At 69.8% G+C, this 14,968-nt stretch carries 16 protein-coding genes and 1 pseudogene; 5 read left to right on the top strand and 12 right to left on the bottom strand.

The annotated features are described in order from the left end of the window. Positions 1-9: 9 nt before the first annotated feature. The gene (locus tag ACFRFC_RS03075) at positions 10-942 is read right to left on the bottom strand and encodes a GNAT family N-acetyltransferase (protein ID WP_382681652.1); all 933 of its coding nucleotides are present in this window, start codon (positions 940-942) and stop codon (positions 10-12) included. 353 nt (positions 943-1,295) lie between these two features. On the opposite strand from ACFRFC_RS03075, the gene ACFRFC_RS03070 reads away from it, so the two are divergent. Then, positions 1,296-2,996 carry a xylosidase gene (locus ACFRFC_RS03070; protein WP_382681654.1) on the top strand — a complete coding sequence of 567 codons (1,701 nt, stop codon included), beginning with the start codon at positions 1,296-1,298 and terminating at the stop codon, positions 2,994-2,996. A 16-nt stretch (positions 2,997-3,012) separates the two neighbouring features. Here ACFRFC_RS03070 and ACFRFC_RS03065 read toward each other — a convergent pair whose 3' ends face one another. From ACFRFC_RS03065 to ACFRFC_RS03055, 3 genes and pseudogenes are all read right to left on the bottom strand, one after another. After that, on the bottom strand, positions 3,013-3,507 hold the full coding sequence (locus tag ACFRFC_RS03065; RefSeq protein WP_382681657.1) for a nuclear transport factor 2 family protein: 495 nt from the start codon (positions 3,505-3,507) through the stop codon (positions 3,013-3,015). A gap of 82 nt (positions 3,508-3,589) precedes the next feature. Next, positions 3,590-3,754: pseudogene (locus ACFRFC_RS03060) on the bottom strand (GNAT family N-acetyltransferase); the annotation flags it as partial. Positions 3,755-3,943: 189 nt separating this feature from the next. After that, positions 3,944-4,993 carry a LacI family DNA-binding transcriptional regulator gene (locus ACFRFC_RS03055; RefSeq protein ID WP_382681660.1) on the bottom strand — a complete coding sequence of 350 codons (1,050 nt, stop codon included), beginning with the start codon at positions 4,991-4,993 and terminating at the stop codon, positions 3,944-3,946. 470 nt (positions 4,994-5,463) lie between these two features. On the opposite strand from ACFRFC_RS03055, the gene ACFRFC_RS03050 reads away from it, so the two are divergent. The 3 genes from ACFRFC_RS03050 to ACFRFC_RS03040 are packed head-to-tail and all read left to right on the top strand — an operon-like array spanning position 5,464 to position 8,641. Further along, positions 5,464-6,615 carry a Gfo/Idh/MocA family protein gene (locus ACFRFC_RS03050; protein ID WP_382681663.1) on the top strand — a complete coding sequence of 384 codons (1,152 nt, stop codon included), beginning with the start codon at positions 5,464-5,466 and terminating at the stop codon, positions 6,613-6,615. Next, positions 6,612-7,787 (top strand): dihydrodipicolinate synthase family protein, encoded by a 1,176-nt coding sequence (locus ACFRFC_RS03045; RefSeq protein WP_382681665.1) that lies wholly within the window; start codon positions 6,612-6,614, stop codon positions 7,785-7,787. The genes ACFRFC_RS03050 and ACFRFC_RS03045 overlap by 4 nt, the downstream gene beginning before the upstream one ends. Positions 7,788-7,804: 17 nt before the next feature. Continuing rightward, entirely contained in the window at positions 7,805-8,641 is an 837-nt protein-coding gene (locus ACFRFC_RS03040; RefSeq protein WP_382682085.1) for a sugar phosphate isomerase/epimerase family protein, read from the top strand. A gap of 228 nt (positions 8,642-8,869) precedes the next feature. Here the strand turns inward: ACFRFC_RS03040 and ACFRFC_RS03035 are convergent, their stop codons facing one another. The 8 genes from ACFRFC_RS03035 to ACFRFC_RS03000 all read right to left on the bottom strand — a co-directional run bounded on the left by ACFRFC_RS03035 (position 8,870) and on the right by ACFRFC_RS03000 (position 13,923). Further along, complete coding sequence (locus ACFRFC_RS03035; protein ID WP_382681668.1) at positions 8,870-9,772, bottom strand: ribokinase; 903 nt, start codon at positions 9,770-9,772, stop codon at positions 8,870-8,872. Positions 9,773-9,792: 20 nt separating this feature from the next. After that, the gene (locus ACFRFC_RS03030) at positions 9,793-10,860 is read right to left on the bottom strand and encodes a LacI family DNA-binding transcriptional regulator (protein ID WP_382681671.1); all 1,068 of its coding nucleotides are present in this window, start codon (positions 10,858-10,860) and stop codon (positions 9,793-9,795) included. Between the two features lie 253 nt (positions 10,861-11,113). Further along, on the bottom strand, positions 11,114-11,623 hold the full coding sequence (locus ACFRFC_RS03025; RefSeq protein WP_382682087.1) for a TetR/AcrR family transcriptional regulator: 510 nt from the start codon (positions 11,621-11,623) through the stop codon (positions 11,114-11,116). 79 nt (positions 11,624-11,702) lie between these two features. Further along, entirely contained in the window at positions 11,703-12,158 is a 456-nt protein-coding gene (locus ACFRFC_RS03020; protein ID WP_382681674.1) for a DUF4260 family protein, read from the bottom strand. A 133-nt stretch (positions 12,159-12,291) separates the two neighbouring features. After that, on the bottom strand, positions 12,292-12,576 hold the full coding sequence (locus ACFRFC_RS03015; protein WP_382681677.1) for a putative quinol monooxygenase: 285 nt from the start codon (positions 12,574-12,576) through the stop codon (positions 12,292-12,294). A 237-nt stretch (positions 12,577-12,813) separates the two neighbouring features. Further along, positions 12,814-13,059 carry a hypothetical protein gene (locus tag ACFRFC_RS03010; RefSeq protein ID WP_382681680.1) on the bottom strand — a complete coding sequence of 82 codons (246 nt, stop codon included), beginning with the start codon at positions 13,057-13,059 and terminating at the stop codon, positions 12,814-12,816. Then, the gene (locus ACFRFC_RS03005; RefSeq protein ID WP_382681682.1) at positions 13,056-13,355 is read right to left on the bottom strand and encodes a hypothetical protein; all 300 of its coding nucleotides are present in this window, start codon (positions 13,353-13,355) and stop codon (positions 13,056-13,058) included. Before ACFRFC_RS03005 ends, ACFRFC_RS03010 begins: the two co-directional genes overlap by 4 nt. 163 nt (positions 13,356-13,518) lie before the next feature. Further along, positions 13,519-13,923 carry an ATP-binding protein gene (locus ACFRFC_RS03000; protein ID WP_382681685.1) on the bottom strand — a complete coding sequence of 135 codons (405 nt, stop codon included), beginning with the start codon at positions 13,921-13,923 and terminating at the stop codon, positions 13,519-13,521. 204 nt (positions 13,924-14,127) lie between these two features. Between ACFRFC_RS03000 and ACFRFC_RS02995 the strand changes: the two genes are divergently transcribed. After that, complete coding sequence (locus tag ACFRFC_RS02995; RefSeq protein ID WP_382681688.1) at positions 14,128-14,964, top strand: helix-turn-helix transcriptional regulator; 837 nt, start codon at positions 14,128-14,130, stop codon at positions 14,962-14,964. Positions 14,965-14,968 lie beyond the last annotated feature (4 nt).

Raw genomic sequence — 14,968 nt, 5'->3', positions numbered from 1 at the left:
CCCTACTCGTCAGTCGCCCGCCGCGCGTAGCTCCAGCCGCCAGTCCTGGCCGACCAGTTCCTTTCCGAACGACCGGTGCGGTTCCTCGGCGACCAGCACGAACCCATGGCGCTGATAGATCCGCCGCGCGGCCGTGAGGATGTCGTTGGTCCACAGCACCAGGTCCCGGTAACCGGCTGCGCGGGCGAAGTCGGTGACCGCCGTGACCAGCAGATCCCCGATGCCGAGCCCGCGCGCGTCCGGCTCCACCAGCAGCAGCCGCAGCCGCGCGGTGGCGGGTGCCCCGTCCCGTACGCACAGCACGCACCCCACCGGACGGCCGTCCAGCTCGGCGATCCACACCCGCTCCAGACGCGGATCGTGGTCCGCGGCGAAGTCGGCGACGATCCGGGCGACCAGGCCCTCGTAGTCGCCGTTCCACCCGTACTCGGCGGTGTACAGCGCCGCGTTGCGCTGCACGATCCAGCCCAGGTCGCCGGGGACGGGCGCGCGCAGCACCACGTCCTCGGGGCGGGGCGCCCGGCCGTCGCCGAGGAGCGTACGGACCGTGCGCAGCGCGTCCGAGAGGCGGGGCCGGTCGGCCGCGGGCACGGTCGCCAGCAGCGCGCCCACCGCCCCGCGCGCCCGCTCCTCCAGCAGACCGGCGGCGGACCGGCCGCCCGCGGTGAGGCCGATCCGGCGGCGCCGCGAGTCCTGCTCGCCGGGCCCGCGCTCGATCAGCCCGTCCTGCTCGAACTTGTTCAGGATCCGGCTGAGATACCCCGCGTCGAGATGCAACTGGGTGCGCAGATCGGCCGCGTCCACGTGGGGCGCGTGCGCGAGTTCGTACAGGACGCGGGACTCGGTGAGGGTGTAGGGGGCGTAGGTGTGGCGGCCGTAGTCGAGGGCGCCGATGAGGTGGGTGTAGAAGCGGTTGAAGGAACGGATGTCCTGGACGGTCATGGTGGGCCCCGGGGGTGGAGAGGCGACGGACGAGATATCTGACTCAGTCAGAGAAATCTTAGGCCGGGGCCACGGACACGTCCATGGCGTGCCGTGAGGGCGGAGGACGGGTGCCGCTGTCCCGTGAGGGCCGAGCGCGGTCGCCACAATCACCCCCTATCGGGTGCGACGTACCCATAGTCCCCGCACAGCTTTCGATCACTCCATCCCCAGAGCTTGACTCAGTGTCACCACGACCACTTAACTCACACCCTGAGTTTTGCGGGGGGATCCCACGCCCCACCGCGAAACCGCTTTCCACGCCACACCCCTGCATTTCCCCATCCCCCACTTCTCCAGGCAGGAATCCCCGCATGCCGGACTCCCTCCACCGCAAGCGCTTCTGGACCCGCCGCAAGGTGCTCGGCGCGACCGCCGGTGGCACCACGGCGGCCGCCCTCGGCGCCTTCGCGGCCCGCGCGGCCACCACCTCCGACGTGAGTGCCACCGCGAGCCCGCCCGGCGATGTGGTCGGGAAGATCACCGTCGGTTACCAGGGCTGGTTCGCCTGCAAGGGCGACGGCGCCCCGATAAACGCGTGGTGGCACTGGAGCCCCAACAGCGCCCAGCCGCCCTCCCCGACGAACAAGGGCATCACCGCGTGGCCCGACGTCCGTGACTACACCAAGACGTACACCACGGCGTTCGCCAACCTCGGCAACGGCCGCGCGCCCGGCGTCTTCTCGTCGTACGACCAGCAGACCGTCGACACCCACTTCCTGTGGATGCAGCAGTACGGCATCGACACCGCCGCCCTCCAGCGCTTCAACCCGACGGGCGGCGAGGGCCCCACGCGGGACGCGATGACCACCAAGGTGCGCAGCGCCGCGGAGAAGTACGGCCGCAAGTTCTACATCATGTACGACGTCACCAGTTGGACGGCCTTCCAGTCGGAGATCAAGACCGACTGGACCAACAAGATGAAGGCCCACACGTCGAGTACGGCCTACGCCACGCAGAACGGCAAGCCGGTGGTCTGCCTCTGGGGCTTCGGCTTCAACGACGACAAGCGCAACTTCACGGCAGCCGCCTGCCTGGACGTCGTCAACTGGTTCAAGAACCAGGGCTGCTACGTCATCGGCGGCGTCCCCACCTGGTGGCGCACCGGCAACAACGACTCGCGCGCCGGCTTCAGCGACGTCTACCACGCCTTCAACATGATCTCCCCGTGGATGGTCGGCCGGATCGGCAACGCCGCCGACTCCGACAACTTCTACAACGTGGCGACGGTCCCTGACATCGCGGAGTGCGCCAAGACCGGCATCGACTACCAGCCGTGCGTGCTCCCCGGCGACGTGGCCCAGCGCCATCGCGTGCACGGCGACTTCATGTGGCGGCAGTTCTACAACGTGACCCGCGCCGGGTCGCAGGGCATCTACATCTCGATGTACGACGAGTACAACGAGGGCAACCAGATCGCCAAGACCGCGGAGTCGCAGAGCTGGGTTCCCACCGGCTCGGGCTTCCTGAGCCTGGACGAGGACGGCACGGCCTGCTCCTCGGACTACTACCTGCGTCTGACGGGCGACGGCGGCCGGATGCTCAAGGGCCAGCTGGCCGTGACGGCGACCCGTCCCACCACGCCGTTCGTCACCGGCACCTCCGCCGGTCTCCCGGCCGTCGCCACGGTCACCCTGCGCTCCCGCGCCAACAACAAGTACGTGACGGCGGAGAGCGGGGGCGCCGCCGCGCTGATCGCCAACCGCGACGCGGTCGGCGCCTGGGAACGCTTCGACCGGCTCGACCTGGGCGGCGGCAATATCGCCCTGCGCGCCCGTGCCAACGGGCGTATCGTTTCCGCGGATTCCGCCGGCGCCGCCGCCCTGATCGCCAACCGCGTCGCCATCAACGCCTGGGAGACCTTCAAGCTGGTCACCAACTCCGACGGCACGGTGAGCCTGCTCGCGTCCGCGAACGGCCGGTATGTCACGGCGCCCGGCGCCGGGGCGTCGTCGCTGATCGCGAGCAGTACGGCGATCGGGACGTCGGAGAAGTTCGACCTGGCGACGGTCTGAGCGGCGCCGCTCGGCGCTACTGCGTGTTCTTCGGCTTCTCCGTCGCCTTCTCCATCGGCGTCTCCTCCGTCTTCTCCTTCGTCTGCGGTGGCGTCCCCTGCGTCCACAGTGGCCGGACGGCGATCCGGCTGAACCGCCACCCGTCCGGCGTCCACCGCAGGTCGGCGTCGCAGAAGCCTCCGACGGTGAACAGGGTGCCGTCGGCGTAGACATGCGTCATGAGCGCGTTCCAGGAGACCCGGGCGGTGCCGCCGCCCGGGTCGTGCGCGTCGAGGAGAATCCCGGACGCGATGTGCTGCGTGCCGGCGAACGGCGCGAGCGCCTCTTCGGCCCCACGCGCCGCGTCGGCCCCCACCCCGGCCCCGACAGGCGTCTCCATCCGCACGTCCTCGGTGACGAACTCGCGCATCCGGTCGGGCTGAAGGTCACGGGCGTCCAGAGCGCGGAAGAGGCGGTGGACGAGGTGGTGGACGAGGGTGGGGTCGGGGATGGTTTCCGAGGTCTCGGTCATGGCGCGAGCCTCGTACATCAAGCGGACTTGAGGTCAAGGGAGAGCGGGAGGGAGGGGCTGGGGTCAGCGCAAGGCGATGGGGTCAGCGCAAGGCGATGAGTCCCGCGTCCGTCGGCGCGAAGCCGCAGGCGCCGAAGTAGAAGCCGCGCAGCCGTTCCTCGAAATCGACGTGCAGCCACGCGCACCCCGCCGCACGGGCGTGGGTGACCGCGTGGGCGACCAGTCCGGTGCCGATACCGCGTCCGCGCAGGTCGAAGCCGCCGCGCCATACGTACGTGATGGTCATGGGCCGGAATGGTAGGAGCCGCCGGTGATTGGCTGGGTCCTTGGTCCTTGGGCCTTGGGCCTGGGGCCTGGGGCCCGTAGGCCGTCAGTCGTCCTCGGGCCGATCCGGGCGTCCACCCCGCCGGAGGCATCACGCAGAAGTAGACGCAGGTCACTCCCCGCGCGCAGGCCCGGAGGACTCCCGTACCACCAGCTCCCCCCGCACCTTGGCCACCCCACCCGCGGGCGCCTCCTCGCGCCCCATGGCGATCCGCCCAGCCCGCGCGCCCGCCTCCGCGAGCGGCAACCGGACCGTCGTCAGCGCGGGAACCGCGTCCCCGCTGAACGGAAGGTCGTCGAAGCCGACCACCGAGACATCGTCCGGAACCCGCCGCCCCGCCTCCCGCAGCGCGGCACACGCCCCCAGCGCCGCCGAGTCGTTCGCGGCGACCACCGCCGTCAGCGACGGATCGGCGGCGCACAGTTCCCGGGTGGCCTCGTACCCCGAACGCCGGTCGTAGCCGCCGTGCACCGTCCGGCGCGGATCCTCGGCGACCCCCGCCGCCGCCAGCGCGGCCCGATGGCCCTCCAGGCGGTGCCGGGTCGTCGTACGGTCCGCCGGACCCGCGAGATACCCCATCCGCCGATGCCCCAGCCCCAGCAGATGCTCCGTCAGCTCCCGCGCGCCGTCACGGTTCCCGAAGGCGAGCGTCACCACGTCCGCGTCCGGCACCGGAGGGCGCCCGCACAGCACCACGCGCGTCCCCGCGTCGGTGAGCCTGCGCAGCTTCGCCGCCACCGCCGCCCCGTGCGTCGCGTCCTCCACGGCGCCACCCGTCAGTACGACCGCAGCCGCCCGCTGGCGTTGCAGCAGCGTCAGATACGTCAGCTCCCGCTCCGGCGAACCCCCCGTGTTGCAGACCACCGCCAGCCGCTCGCCGCCCGCGCGGCCCCCCGGCCCGCCGATCTCAGACTGGATCGCGCTCGCCATGACGCCGAAGAACGGGTCGGCGATGTCATGGACCAGGATCCCCACCAGATCGGAGGTCGCCGCCGCCAGCGCGCTCGCGGGACCGTTGAGCACATAGTCCAGCTCCTTGACGGCCCCCAGCACCCGCTCCCGGGTCGCCGCCGCCACCGGATAGTTGCCGTTCAGCACGCGCGACACCGTCGCGGGCGAGACCCGCGCACGGGCCGCCACGTCCGCCAGGGTCACCGTCATGTCGTCGTCCTCCGGTCGCGCGTCTCTTGTCGTACGGGTCGATGGCCAGGCCCTTGGCCGGATCACCGGGTCACCTGGGCCACCGCGTCACCTGGACCACCTGGTCGCCCTCGATCGCCGGTCATCCCGATCACCGGGCGACCCGAGTCTCCAGGGTCACCCCGATCACCGGATCACCCGATCACCGGATCACTGGACCAGGAGATCACTCGATCTTCGATCACTCGATCATCCGATCACCCGGCACGAGCGCCAGGCCATCCGGACCAGGCACCCGCCATCCGAACCAGTCGCCCGCCGACCGAACCAGCCGCCAGACCATCCGGACCAGGCACCCGCTCCCCCGATCGCCCAGATCACCAGATCGCCCAGATCACCCGGATAACCCGCCCCCCTTGTCCCACCCCGTGCGCAGAGGCTAGCGTCTAGGGCGATAGAAAGCGCTTACTGCCACCCGTGAAGGGAACAACGTGACACGCAAGACGGTCCGCATCGCCATGAACGGCGTGACCGGGCGCATGGGCTACCGCCAGCACCTCGTCCGCTCGATCCTCGCCCTGCGCGAACAGGGCGGGCTCGACCTGGGCGACGGCACCACCCTGTGGCCGGAACCGATCCTCGTAGGACGGCGCGAACACGCCCTGAAGGCGCTGGCCGAACAGCACGGACTTGATCACTTCTCCACGGACCTGGACGCTGTCCTCGCCGACGACTCCGTGGACCTCTACTTCGACGCCCAGGTCACCTCCGCGCGCGAGGAGGCGATCAGGAAAGCGATCGCGGCCGGGAAGCACGTGTACACCGAGAAGCCCACCGCCACCGGACTCGACGGCGCCCTCGCGCTCGCCCGGCTCGCCCAGGAGAAGGGCATCAAGCACGGCGTCGTCCAGGACAAGATCTTCCTGCCGGGCCTGCTCAAGCTGAAGCGGCTCATCGACGGCGGCTTCTTCGGGCGGATCCTGTCCATCCGGGGAGAGTTCGGCTACTGGGTGTTCGAGGGCGACTGGCAGCCCGCCCAGCGCCCCTCCTGGAACTACCGCGCACAGGACGGCGGCGGCATCGTCGTCGACATGTTCCCGCACTGGGAGTACGTCCTCCACGAACTGTTCGGCCGCGTCACCTCCGTACAGGCCCTCGCCACCACCCACATCCCGCGCCGCTGGGACGAGAACGGCGAGCCCTACGCCGCCACCGCCGACGACGCCGCCTACGGCATCTTCGAGATCGAGGGCGGTGCGATCGCCCAGATCAATTCCTCCTGGGCCGTGCGCGTCCACCGCGACGAACTGGTCGAGTTCCAGGTGGACGGCACGGAAGGGTCCGCCGTCGCCGGACTGCGCACCTGCCGCGCACAGCACCGCGCCGCCACGCCCAAGCCGGTGTGGAACCCCGACCTCCCGGCCACCCACGCCTTCCGCGAACAATGGCAGGAGGTGCCCGACAACGCCGACGTCGACAACGGCTTCAAGGCACAGTGGGAACTGTTCCTCAGGCACGTCTACGCCGACGCCCCCTACCACTGGGACCTCCTCGCCGGCGCCCGCGGCGTCCAGCTCGCCGAACTGGGGCTGCGCTCCTCCGCCGAGGGCCGCCGCATCGACGTACCGGAGATCTCCCTGTGACGGCGATCATCCGGCTCCCGGACGCCAGGGGCGAGTTGCGCGCCTACCACCCGCGCCCCGCCCCCCTCGCTCTCTCCCCGGGTGCCGGTTTCCGCTCCCGTACGGTCTTCTCCGCGGCCCATGTCGTCGCCGACCCGTTCGCCGATGTCACGCCCGGCTCGCCCGCCGTGCTCGACTGGGACGCCACGCTCGCCTTCCGCCGTCATCTGTGGTCCCACGGGCTCGGTGTCGCCGAGGCCATGGACACCGCCCAGCGCGGCATGGGCCTGGACTGGGCGGGCGGGGCGGAGCTGATCCGGCGCAGCGCCGCCGAGGCACGGGCCGTCGGCGGACGGATCGTTTGCGGCGTCGGCAGTGATCAATTGATCAGCACGGAGGCCGGGTACCCCTACGGAATCGATCAGATCCGAGCTGCGTACGAGGAGCAGCTGGCCGTGGTGGAGGAGGCCGGGGCGCAGGCCGTCGTCATGGCCTCGCGCGCGCTCGCCGCCGTGGCCCGCGGCCCCGAGGACTACCTGGAGATCTACGGACAGCTGCTGCGCCAGGCCCGTGAGCCGGTCGTCCTGCACTGGCTCGGGCCGATGTTCGATCCGGCCCTGGAGGGCTACTGGGGCTCGACCGATCTGGACGTGGCCACGCGGACGTTCCTCGATGTCATCGAGGCGCATCCGGACAAGGTCGACGGGATCAAGGTCTCCTTGCTCGACGCCGGGCGCGAGATCGATCTGCGGCGCGCTCTGCCGGACGGTGTGCGCTGCTACACCGGCGACGACTTCCACTACCCCGAACTGATCGCCGGAGACGACCAGGGCTTCAGCCACGCCCTGCTCGGCATCTTCGATCCCCTCGGGCCGCTCGCCGCGCAGGCGGTACGGGTTCTGGACACGGGGGACGTGATCGGTTTCCGGGAACTGCTCGACCCGACGGTCGAACTCTCCCGGCATCTCTTCCAGGCCCCCACCCGCTTCTACAAGACCGGAGTGGTCCTCCTGGCCTGGCTGGCCGGCCACCAGAGCCATTTCGCCATGGTCGGCGGCCAGCAGTCCGCCCGCTCCCTCCCGCACCTGGCCCGCGCGTACGAACTGGCCGACGGCCTCGGCCTGTTCCCCGACCCGGAACTCGCCCGGCGCCGGATGACGGACCTCCTCGCCGTGTACGGAGTGGCCCGATGAAGGGACTGGTGCGCGCGATGGCCGCCGATCTGACCCGCTTCTCCATCAACCAGATGACGGTGAAGCAACTGTCCCTGCCCGAACTCGCCAAGGCGTGCGGCGAGCTGGGCATCCAGGGCGTGGGCCTGTGGCGTGCCCCCGTGCACGAGTTCGGGCTCGACGCCACCGCCCGCCTGATGCGCGACGCGGGGCTGAACGTGACCACCCTGTGCCGCGGCGGCTTCTTCACCGCCCTCGATCCCAAGGAACGCGCGGCGGCCCTGGACGACAACCGCCGGGCCGTCGACGAGGCCGCCACCCTGGGGACGGACACGCTGGTCCTGGTCTCCGGCGGCCTCCCGCCCGGCTCGCGGGACCTGCGCGGCGCCCGGGAGCGGATCGCGGACGCGCTGGCGGAACTGGGACCGTACGCGCAGGAGCGCGGGGTGCGGCTGGCCATCGAACCGCTGCACCCGATGTACGCCGCCGACCGGTGTGTCGTCTCCACCCTCGCCCAGGCGCTCGACCTGGCCGAGCGTTTCCCCGCCGATCAGGTGGGCGTCACCGTGGACACGTACCACATCTGGTGGGACGACCAGGCACCCGAACAGATCGCCCGCGCGGGCGCGGCAGGCCGGATCCACGCCTTCCAGCTCGCCGACTGGATCACCCCGCTGCCGGAAGGCGTGCTGGAGGGGCGTGGACAGATCGGGGACGGATCGATCGACATGCGCGAGTGGCGGGCGTACGTCGAGGCCGCCGGCTACACCGGACCGATCGAGATCGAACTGTTCAACACCGGACTGTGGGCACGGGACGGCCACGAGGTCCTGACCGAGACCGCCGAACGGTTCTTGATGTACGTGATCGACTGAACACGGTTCGTTCTCCGGACTCGGACTCCCAGGGGACGAAATTTCTCCGAGCGAGCGTGCAACCGTTTCCCACACCCACGGGTCGTACTTGGCGTCAGAACCTCTGGGGGGACCCGGGGGGGGATCACAGGGGGTTCTGATTCAGGAGGGGAAAGCAGGGGGGCCCGGTCGACGGACCGGGTCCCTCCCGTTTTCCCCGCCGGTCACAGCCCGGCACACCCTCCCCGGTCACAGCCCGGCGACCTCCTCGGCCGTCGGATACGACTCCTGCGCCCCCGCCTTCGTCACGGCCGCCGCCCCGACCCGCGCCGCGTACGAGGCCGCCTCCACCAGGGACTCGCCCTGCCCGAGCCGCCACGCCAGCGCCGCGGTGAACGCGTCCCCGGCACCCGTGGTGTCCACAGCGTCCACCTTCACGGACGCCACCGGCGCGACACCTTCCCCGGTCGCCACCAGCGCCCCCTCCGCGCCCAGCGTCACCACCACCGAACGCGGCCCCTTGGCGAGCAGCAGCCGCGCCCAGTCCGCCGGGGAATCGCTCACGCACGCGTCGCCCAGAATCACCCGCGCCTCGTGCTCGTTGACGATCAAAGGATCACAGGCCGCGAGCACTTCCCCCGGCAGCGCACGCGGCGGCGAGGGATTGAGCACGAACCGGCTCCCGGGCGCCAGAGTGCGCACCACCTCCACGACCGTCTCCAGCGGGATCTCCAGCTGCGCCGACACCACCCGCGAGGCATGGAAGAGGCTGCCCGCGGCCCGCACGTCCTGCGGCAGCAGCCGCCCGTTCGCCCCCGGCGACACCACGATGCTGTTGTCCCCGGACGGATCCACGGTGATCAGCGCGACCCCGGTCGGGGCGCCACCGACCAGCACACCCACCGTGTCCACGCCCGCCGCCCGCTGCGCCTCCAGCAGCAGCCGGCCGTGCCCGTCGTCGCCGACCCTGGCCAGCAGCGCCGTACGGGCACCGAGCCGGGCCGCCGCGACCGCCTGGTTGGCGCCCTTGCCGCCCGGGTGCACCACCAGATCGGACCCGAGCACGGTCTCCCCGGCCCCCGGCCGCCGCGCCACCTGGACCACCAGATCGGCGTTGGCCGATCCCACGACCAGCAGGTCGTAGTCGTACATCAGTTGTCTCCCTCGATCGCTCAGCCGGCGAATTCACCAACGTTGTCCACGTTGTCCTCGACGACCACAGCCTGGACGCCCTGGACGCCCTGGACGGCCGGGGCCCCGCAGGACCGCCGTACGACCAGCCGCGCGGGCAGCGTCACGGAGTCGGGCCGCCGTCCCGCGATCACCTCGACCAGCGCCCGCACGGCGGCCCGCCCCAGCTCGCCCGTCGGCTGGGCGATGGCGGTGATCGGCGGATCGGTGTGCACGAACCACCGGATGTCGTCAAAAGCGACCAGCGCGATGTCGTCCGGAACCCGCAGCCCACGCGCGCGTACGGCGTCCAGCGCGCCCAGCGCCATCAGATTGTCGGTGGCGAAGACGGCGTCGGGCGGTTCCGGCAGCGCGAGGAACCCCGCGGTGACCCGCCGCCCGCTCTCGGCCTGGAAATCGCCCTGCCCGATGTACACATCCGGCACCGGCAGCCCGTACGCCGCCATGGCCTCCCGAAAGGCGGCGACGCGTTCGCTTCCGGTGGTGGTGGCCTCCGGCCCGGCGATGATCGCCACCCGCCGATGTCCGAGCGACCACAGATGCGCGACCAGTTCCCGCACGGCGGCCCGCCCGTCGGACCGGACGACCGGCACGTCGACGCCCGCGATCCACCGGTCCACGAACACCATCGGCGTCCCCCCGCGCACGGCATCCGCGATCAGCGACGACCCGCCCTCGGTGGGCGCCACGAGCAGCCCGTCGATACGCCGGTCGAGCAGCGTGCGTACGTGATGGTCCTGGACCTCGGGACGTTCGTCCGCGTTCCCGATGATCACGCTGTAGCCGAGCGAACGGGCCTCTTCCTCGACGGACCGGGCGAGTTCGGTGAAGTACGGGTTGAGCACATCCGGAATGACCAGACCGAAGGTGCGCGTCTGATCCGTCCGCAGCGATCGGGCGACGGCGTTCGGCCGGTACCCGAGCGTGTCGACGACGGCCAGCACCCGCGTACGCGCGTCGGCGCTGACCGAGGAATGGTCGTTCAGCACCCGCGACACCGTGGCGACGGACACACCCGCCGCGGCGGCGACATCCTTGATGCTCGCCATTGCCGACCCGCCCGCCTGAAATCGATTACATCCCCCCCGCACGAAGGATTGGAATCGATTACACAAACCAAAGGCAAGGGGCGAGACCGGCACGAGACCGAATCGTGACCGGGGAGGTGAGAGGGAGACACTGAAGCGATCGAAGCGATCACCCGGGGCGTCGAGGACGCGCACGAGCGCATGGCCGAGCAGGCGATTCCCGTCCCGAGCAACTCGGCCCCAACCGACCACCTGGTCAACCATCCGAGCAGAGTCAGTGGCGCTCCAGGGCCTCCACACCCGCCCGCCAGGCCGCAGTCAGGTCCACCCCGTCCGGAAACCGGCCGTGGATCTCCAGAATCACCATGCCGTGAGCGAACGCCCAGATCGCTCGTGCTCGATCGATGTCGAAGTCGCACGCGCGCAGCAGCGGCATCGCCGCGCGCTCCTCCAGCCCTTCGGGCAGTGCGTGCCGAGGCAACGGGCCCTCGGTGGCGAGGCAGTAGAGGTGCGGGTGGGCGAGGGCGTCGGCACGGTAGGCGTCGGCCAGGGCCGCGAGGAGAGTGGGGCCGTTGGCGGACGGCGCGTATCCGGCCTCTGCCTCTTCCAACGTCCGTGCCGTTTCGATCAGGCTCAGGGCGATCAGTTCCACCTCCACGGCGGCCTTGTCGGGGAAGTGCTTGTACAAGGAGGGCGCTTTGATGCCCAGATGTTCGGCGAGCGCGCGCATGGTGAGTGCGGCGAGGCCCGACTCCTCGACCAGGACCCGAGCGGCGTCGACGATCTCCCTCGCCCGGGGGGTGAGCCGCGCCGAGGGGTCGGTGGGGTCGCCGTCAGGAGGATTCGTGCTGGTCCGCCGCCGCTCAGCCACGCTGGAAACCGTCCTTCGTCCGCAGTCCGTACCCGAAGGCGCGATCGTACGAGATGTGGGCGAGCCAGGCGCACAGGGCCGCGAAGAGCGGCGCCCATTCCTTGGGCGCGGTGAAGGAGTAGAGCACGGCGAGGCTGAAGGGGATCAGCGCCCGGTGCGCGAGGTTGTAGTAGGGGACAGCCCGCGCGGGAAGCTGCCCCTTGGCGAGCCGCGGCGCCTCGCGAACGGCGATCAGCATGGTCAGATCGGGCGCCACGAAGAACACCACCGCCATCAGGATCGCCGGCCAGCCGTGATTGACCCCTTCCAGGATGGCGAAGGCCGTCCAGAACAGGGCGACGACGAACCAGAGGACTCGAAGCGAGCCGCTCAGCGAGGCCCGGGCGGGAGCCTCGGGCTGAGCGGCGGCCTGGGTCTGGACGGCGGAAGTGAGCGTGGATGACTTCATGGGTCGCCATTCCTTAGGTCTGTGGGCACAGCCAGGCTGGCTAATGCCGTTAGCCAAACTCTAAGGCTAATGCTGTTAGCCGTCAATCGGTGCGGATGGTGACGGCCGAGCCCCTGCCGGCATTGGAGACGCCCTATGGCGCCTCAACGCCGGAGATCCGGTACTTGCTCACCTCGGCATCGCGGATCTGTGCCGTCTGCTCGGGTTCCGGGCCCGCGCCACGGAAGCGGGCGAGATCCTCATCGGTCTCCCAGCGCTCGTACACGTTGATCCGATCAAGCTCGATCAGATCGGCCGACAAGGCGAAGTCAAGGCACCCGGCAGCGGCCCTGGCCTGCTTGACAACCTCCGTGCACCCGGCGAGATAGGCGTCACGCTCACCGGCGTCGACCCATAGCTTCCCGGAAATGATGATCATGGCGCTCCTTGCATGGTGCGACCGTCCATCGGTACGGCGCGGTCACTAAGGCATAGACCGCATCGGCACATCAGACTCATCGGTCACGCCCGGCGGGGGACGTCCGGCGTGGGCCCACTCCTGGTGGGGCCCTTCTGACGGATCTCCGGGGCGTCGCGACGCCTGATACGTACCCTCGCCGGTCCGAGGCGGTCGGCGCGTGGCAGAGACTCGGGCGCCTGTCCGGGTTCTACCTGGTCAGAGGCTGATGACACGCAGGACGGTCACCGTGACCACGCTGGGGCTGACCTCGTAGCGGATGATCGCGATGTGGCCGATCGCGGCATCACGCCGTTCGCGATCACCCCGAACCGCGGTGGAGCCGCAGCCGTACGGGTTGCGGGCGATGTCGGCGATGCGGGTGTTGAAGTCTTTGCGGGCTGGGACGGAGAGGGTGTCGAGCCCGGATCTGGCCTCGTTGGTGTAGGCGATGCGGTAACTCATTCGATGCCCCGGTATGCATCGTCCCCGAGGTCCTCGGCGAAGGTGATGCCGGTGGTGTCCCCGGACCGGACGCGGCCGGCCAGATCCTCTTCGGTTTCGTCGTGCTCGGTAGGGATGTTCATGGCCCAGCGGAGCAGGGTGAACCGGAGCTGGTCGGCGGGGGCGTTCTCGATGTCGGCGGTGAACTCCGCGCGAAGTTCCTCGGGCAGGGACTCGCGGACTCCCCGGATCGTGGACGGCACCTGCACGGCTCCGCCGGTCATATGCATGGTCAGGTGCTCGCCTGACGCGGTCATTCCGGTCCCCTCCATTGCGCCACGGGCTCTTTCCCGTCAGCGTACGAGCCAGGGACCATGGAGCGGTCCAGGAACGCCCGGCGCGCCAGGGCTCAGGAGCGCGTCCTCAGGGGAGAGCGCGCCCCACGGCAACCCGAAGAGTGACCACAACATCAGGCAGACCCTAGACCGCGGCCAACTCGCACCACACGTACTTGCCCTTGTCGCCGAACCGGGAGGACGGCTGCCAGCCCCAGCAGTCCGCGCAGGCGACGATCATCCCGAGCCCACGCCCGTCCTCTACATCCCCGAGCTGTTCGAGCGGCCTGGGCGGCTCGGGCGGTTCCGGATCCGCGTCCCAGGCCCCGATCCAGACCATGTCGTATGTGGTCCGCCGTACCCGCAGAGCGGCGGGACCGTCCGTGTGCCGTACGGCGTTCGAGACCAGCTCCGTGGCGACCAGTTCGGCGATGTCCACGAGCTTGATCAGCCCATGCATGGTGAGGATCAGCCGCAGAGTACGACGGCACACCGTGACCGCTCTGAGGTCGTTGGGGATGTGGAGCGTGTAGTCCCAGGTTTCAGGCATGGGTGATCAACTCCGTTGGGGTGGGGGGATTTCGCGTGCGGTGGCATGCCGCAGCCGTCTTGGCGGGGCGGGGCGGTGCGCTTCCGCTAAGTACTCGGTACATCACTGAAGGTAGGTCTATGGATTCATGTTTTGCAAGCGAGTCGCATATTCTGTCGCCTGAACGAGTCGCGCTCCCAGGCGCGTTGAACAATGGAGACGTAGATGGCGCTGAGGCGCGAACCCACGGTCCGGCAGAGGCGTCTGGCTGTCGAGCTACGCAGACTCCGTGAGGCGGCAGGGCTCAACGCCCGTGAGGCGGCGGCGCTACTCGGAGTGGGTCCCGCGCAGATCACCCACATCGAGTCGGCACTGGCGGGTGTGAGTGAGAAGCGCCTCCGCCGTCTTGCGTCCCACTACGCGTGCACGGACGAGAGGTTCATCCATGCCTTGGTCGCCATGGCCACGGACCGGACACGGGGCTGGTGGGAGGAGTACCGAGGGCTGCTGCCGACGTCCTTCCTAGACCTCTCGGAACTGAATCACCACGCTACGTTCCGGCGAGATGTTGCCATCTTGTACGTGCCGGGCCTGCTCCAGACGGAACAGTACGCTCGCGCCGTCTTCGCAAGCCGTGTGCCTCAGCTTGCGGCTGATGAACTTGAACTGCGCGTTCGGCATCGAATGGTTGGCCAGGTGATCGCGATTCCGTATGAGTTGGTTGTCCATGAGGCGGCGCTGCGTATCAGGGTCAGTGACCGCGCCGCGTCCGGAGCCCAGCTGGCCAAGCTCCTGGAACTTTCCGAGGCTGCCAACGTCACTGTCCGGGTACTCCCCTTCGACCTGGATGGCTTCGCCAGAGCGGCAAGCACCATGACGTATATCGGAGGGACTGTTCCCGAGTTGGACACCGTGGTGCGAGACGTTCCCCATGGCTCAGCCTTTATCGACTCCGAGGCGCAGCTGAGTGCGTTTCGAACGCGCTTCCGTAAGGTGGAAGCCGTGGCACTCGACCCGGAACGGTCGCGTGACCTCATCCACAGGTTGGCGAAGGAGCTGTGAGGCA

The sequence above is a fragment of the Streptomyces sp. NPDC056734 genome, from assembly GCF_042790455.1.
Taxonomy (GTDB): domain Bacteria; phylum Actinomycetota; class Actinomycetes; order Streptomycetales; family Streptomycetaceae; genus Streptomyces.
Note: the sequence above shows the minus strand (reverse complement) of the source record. Positions and strands in the feature narration are given on the sequence as shown.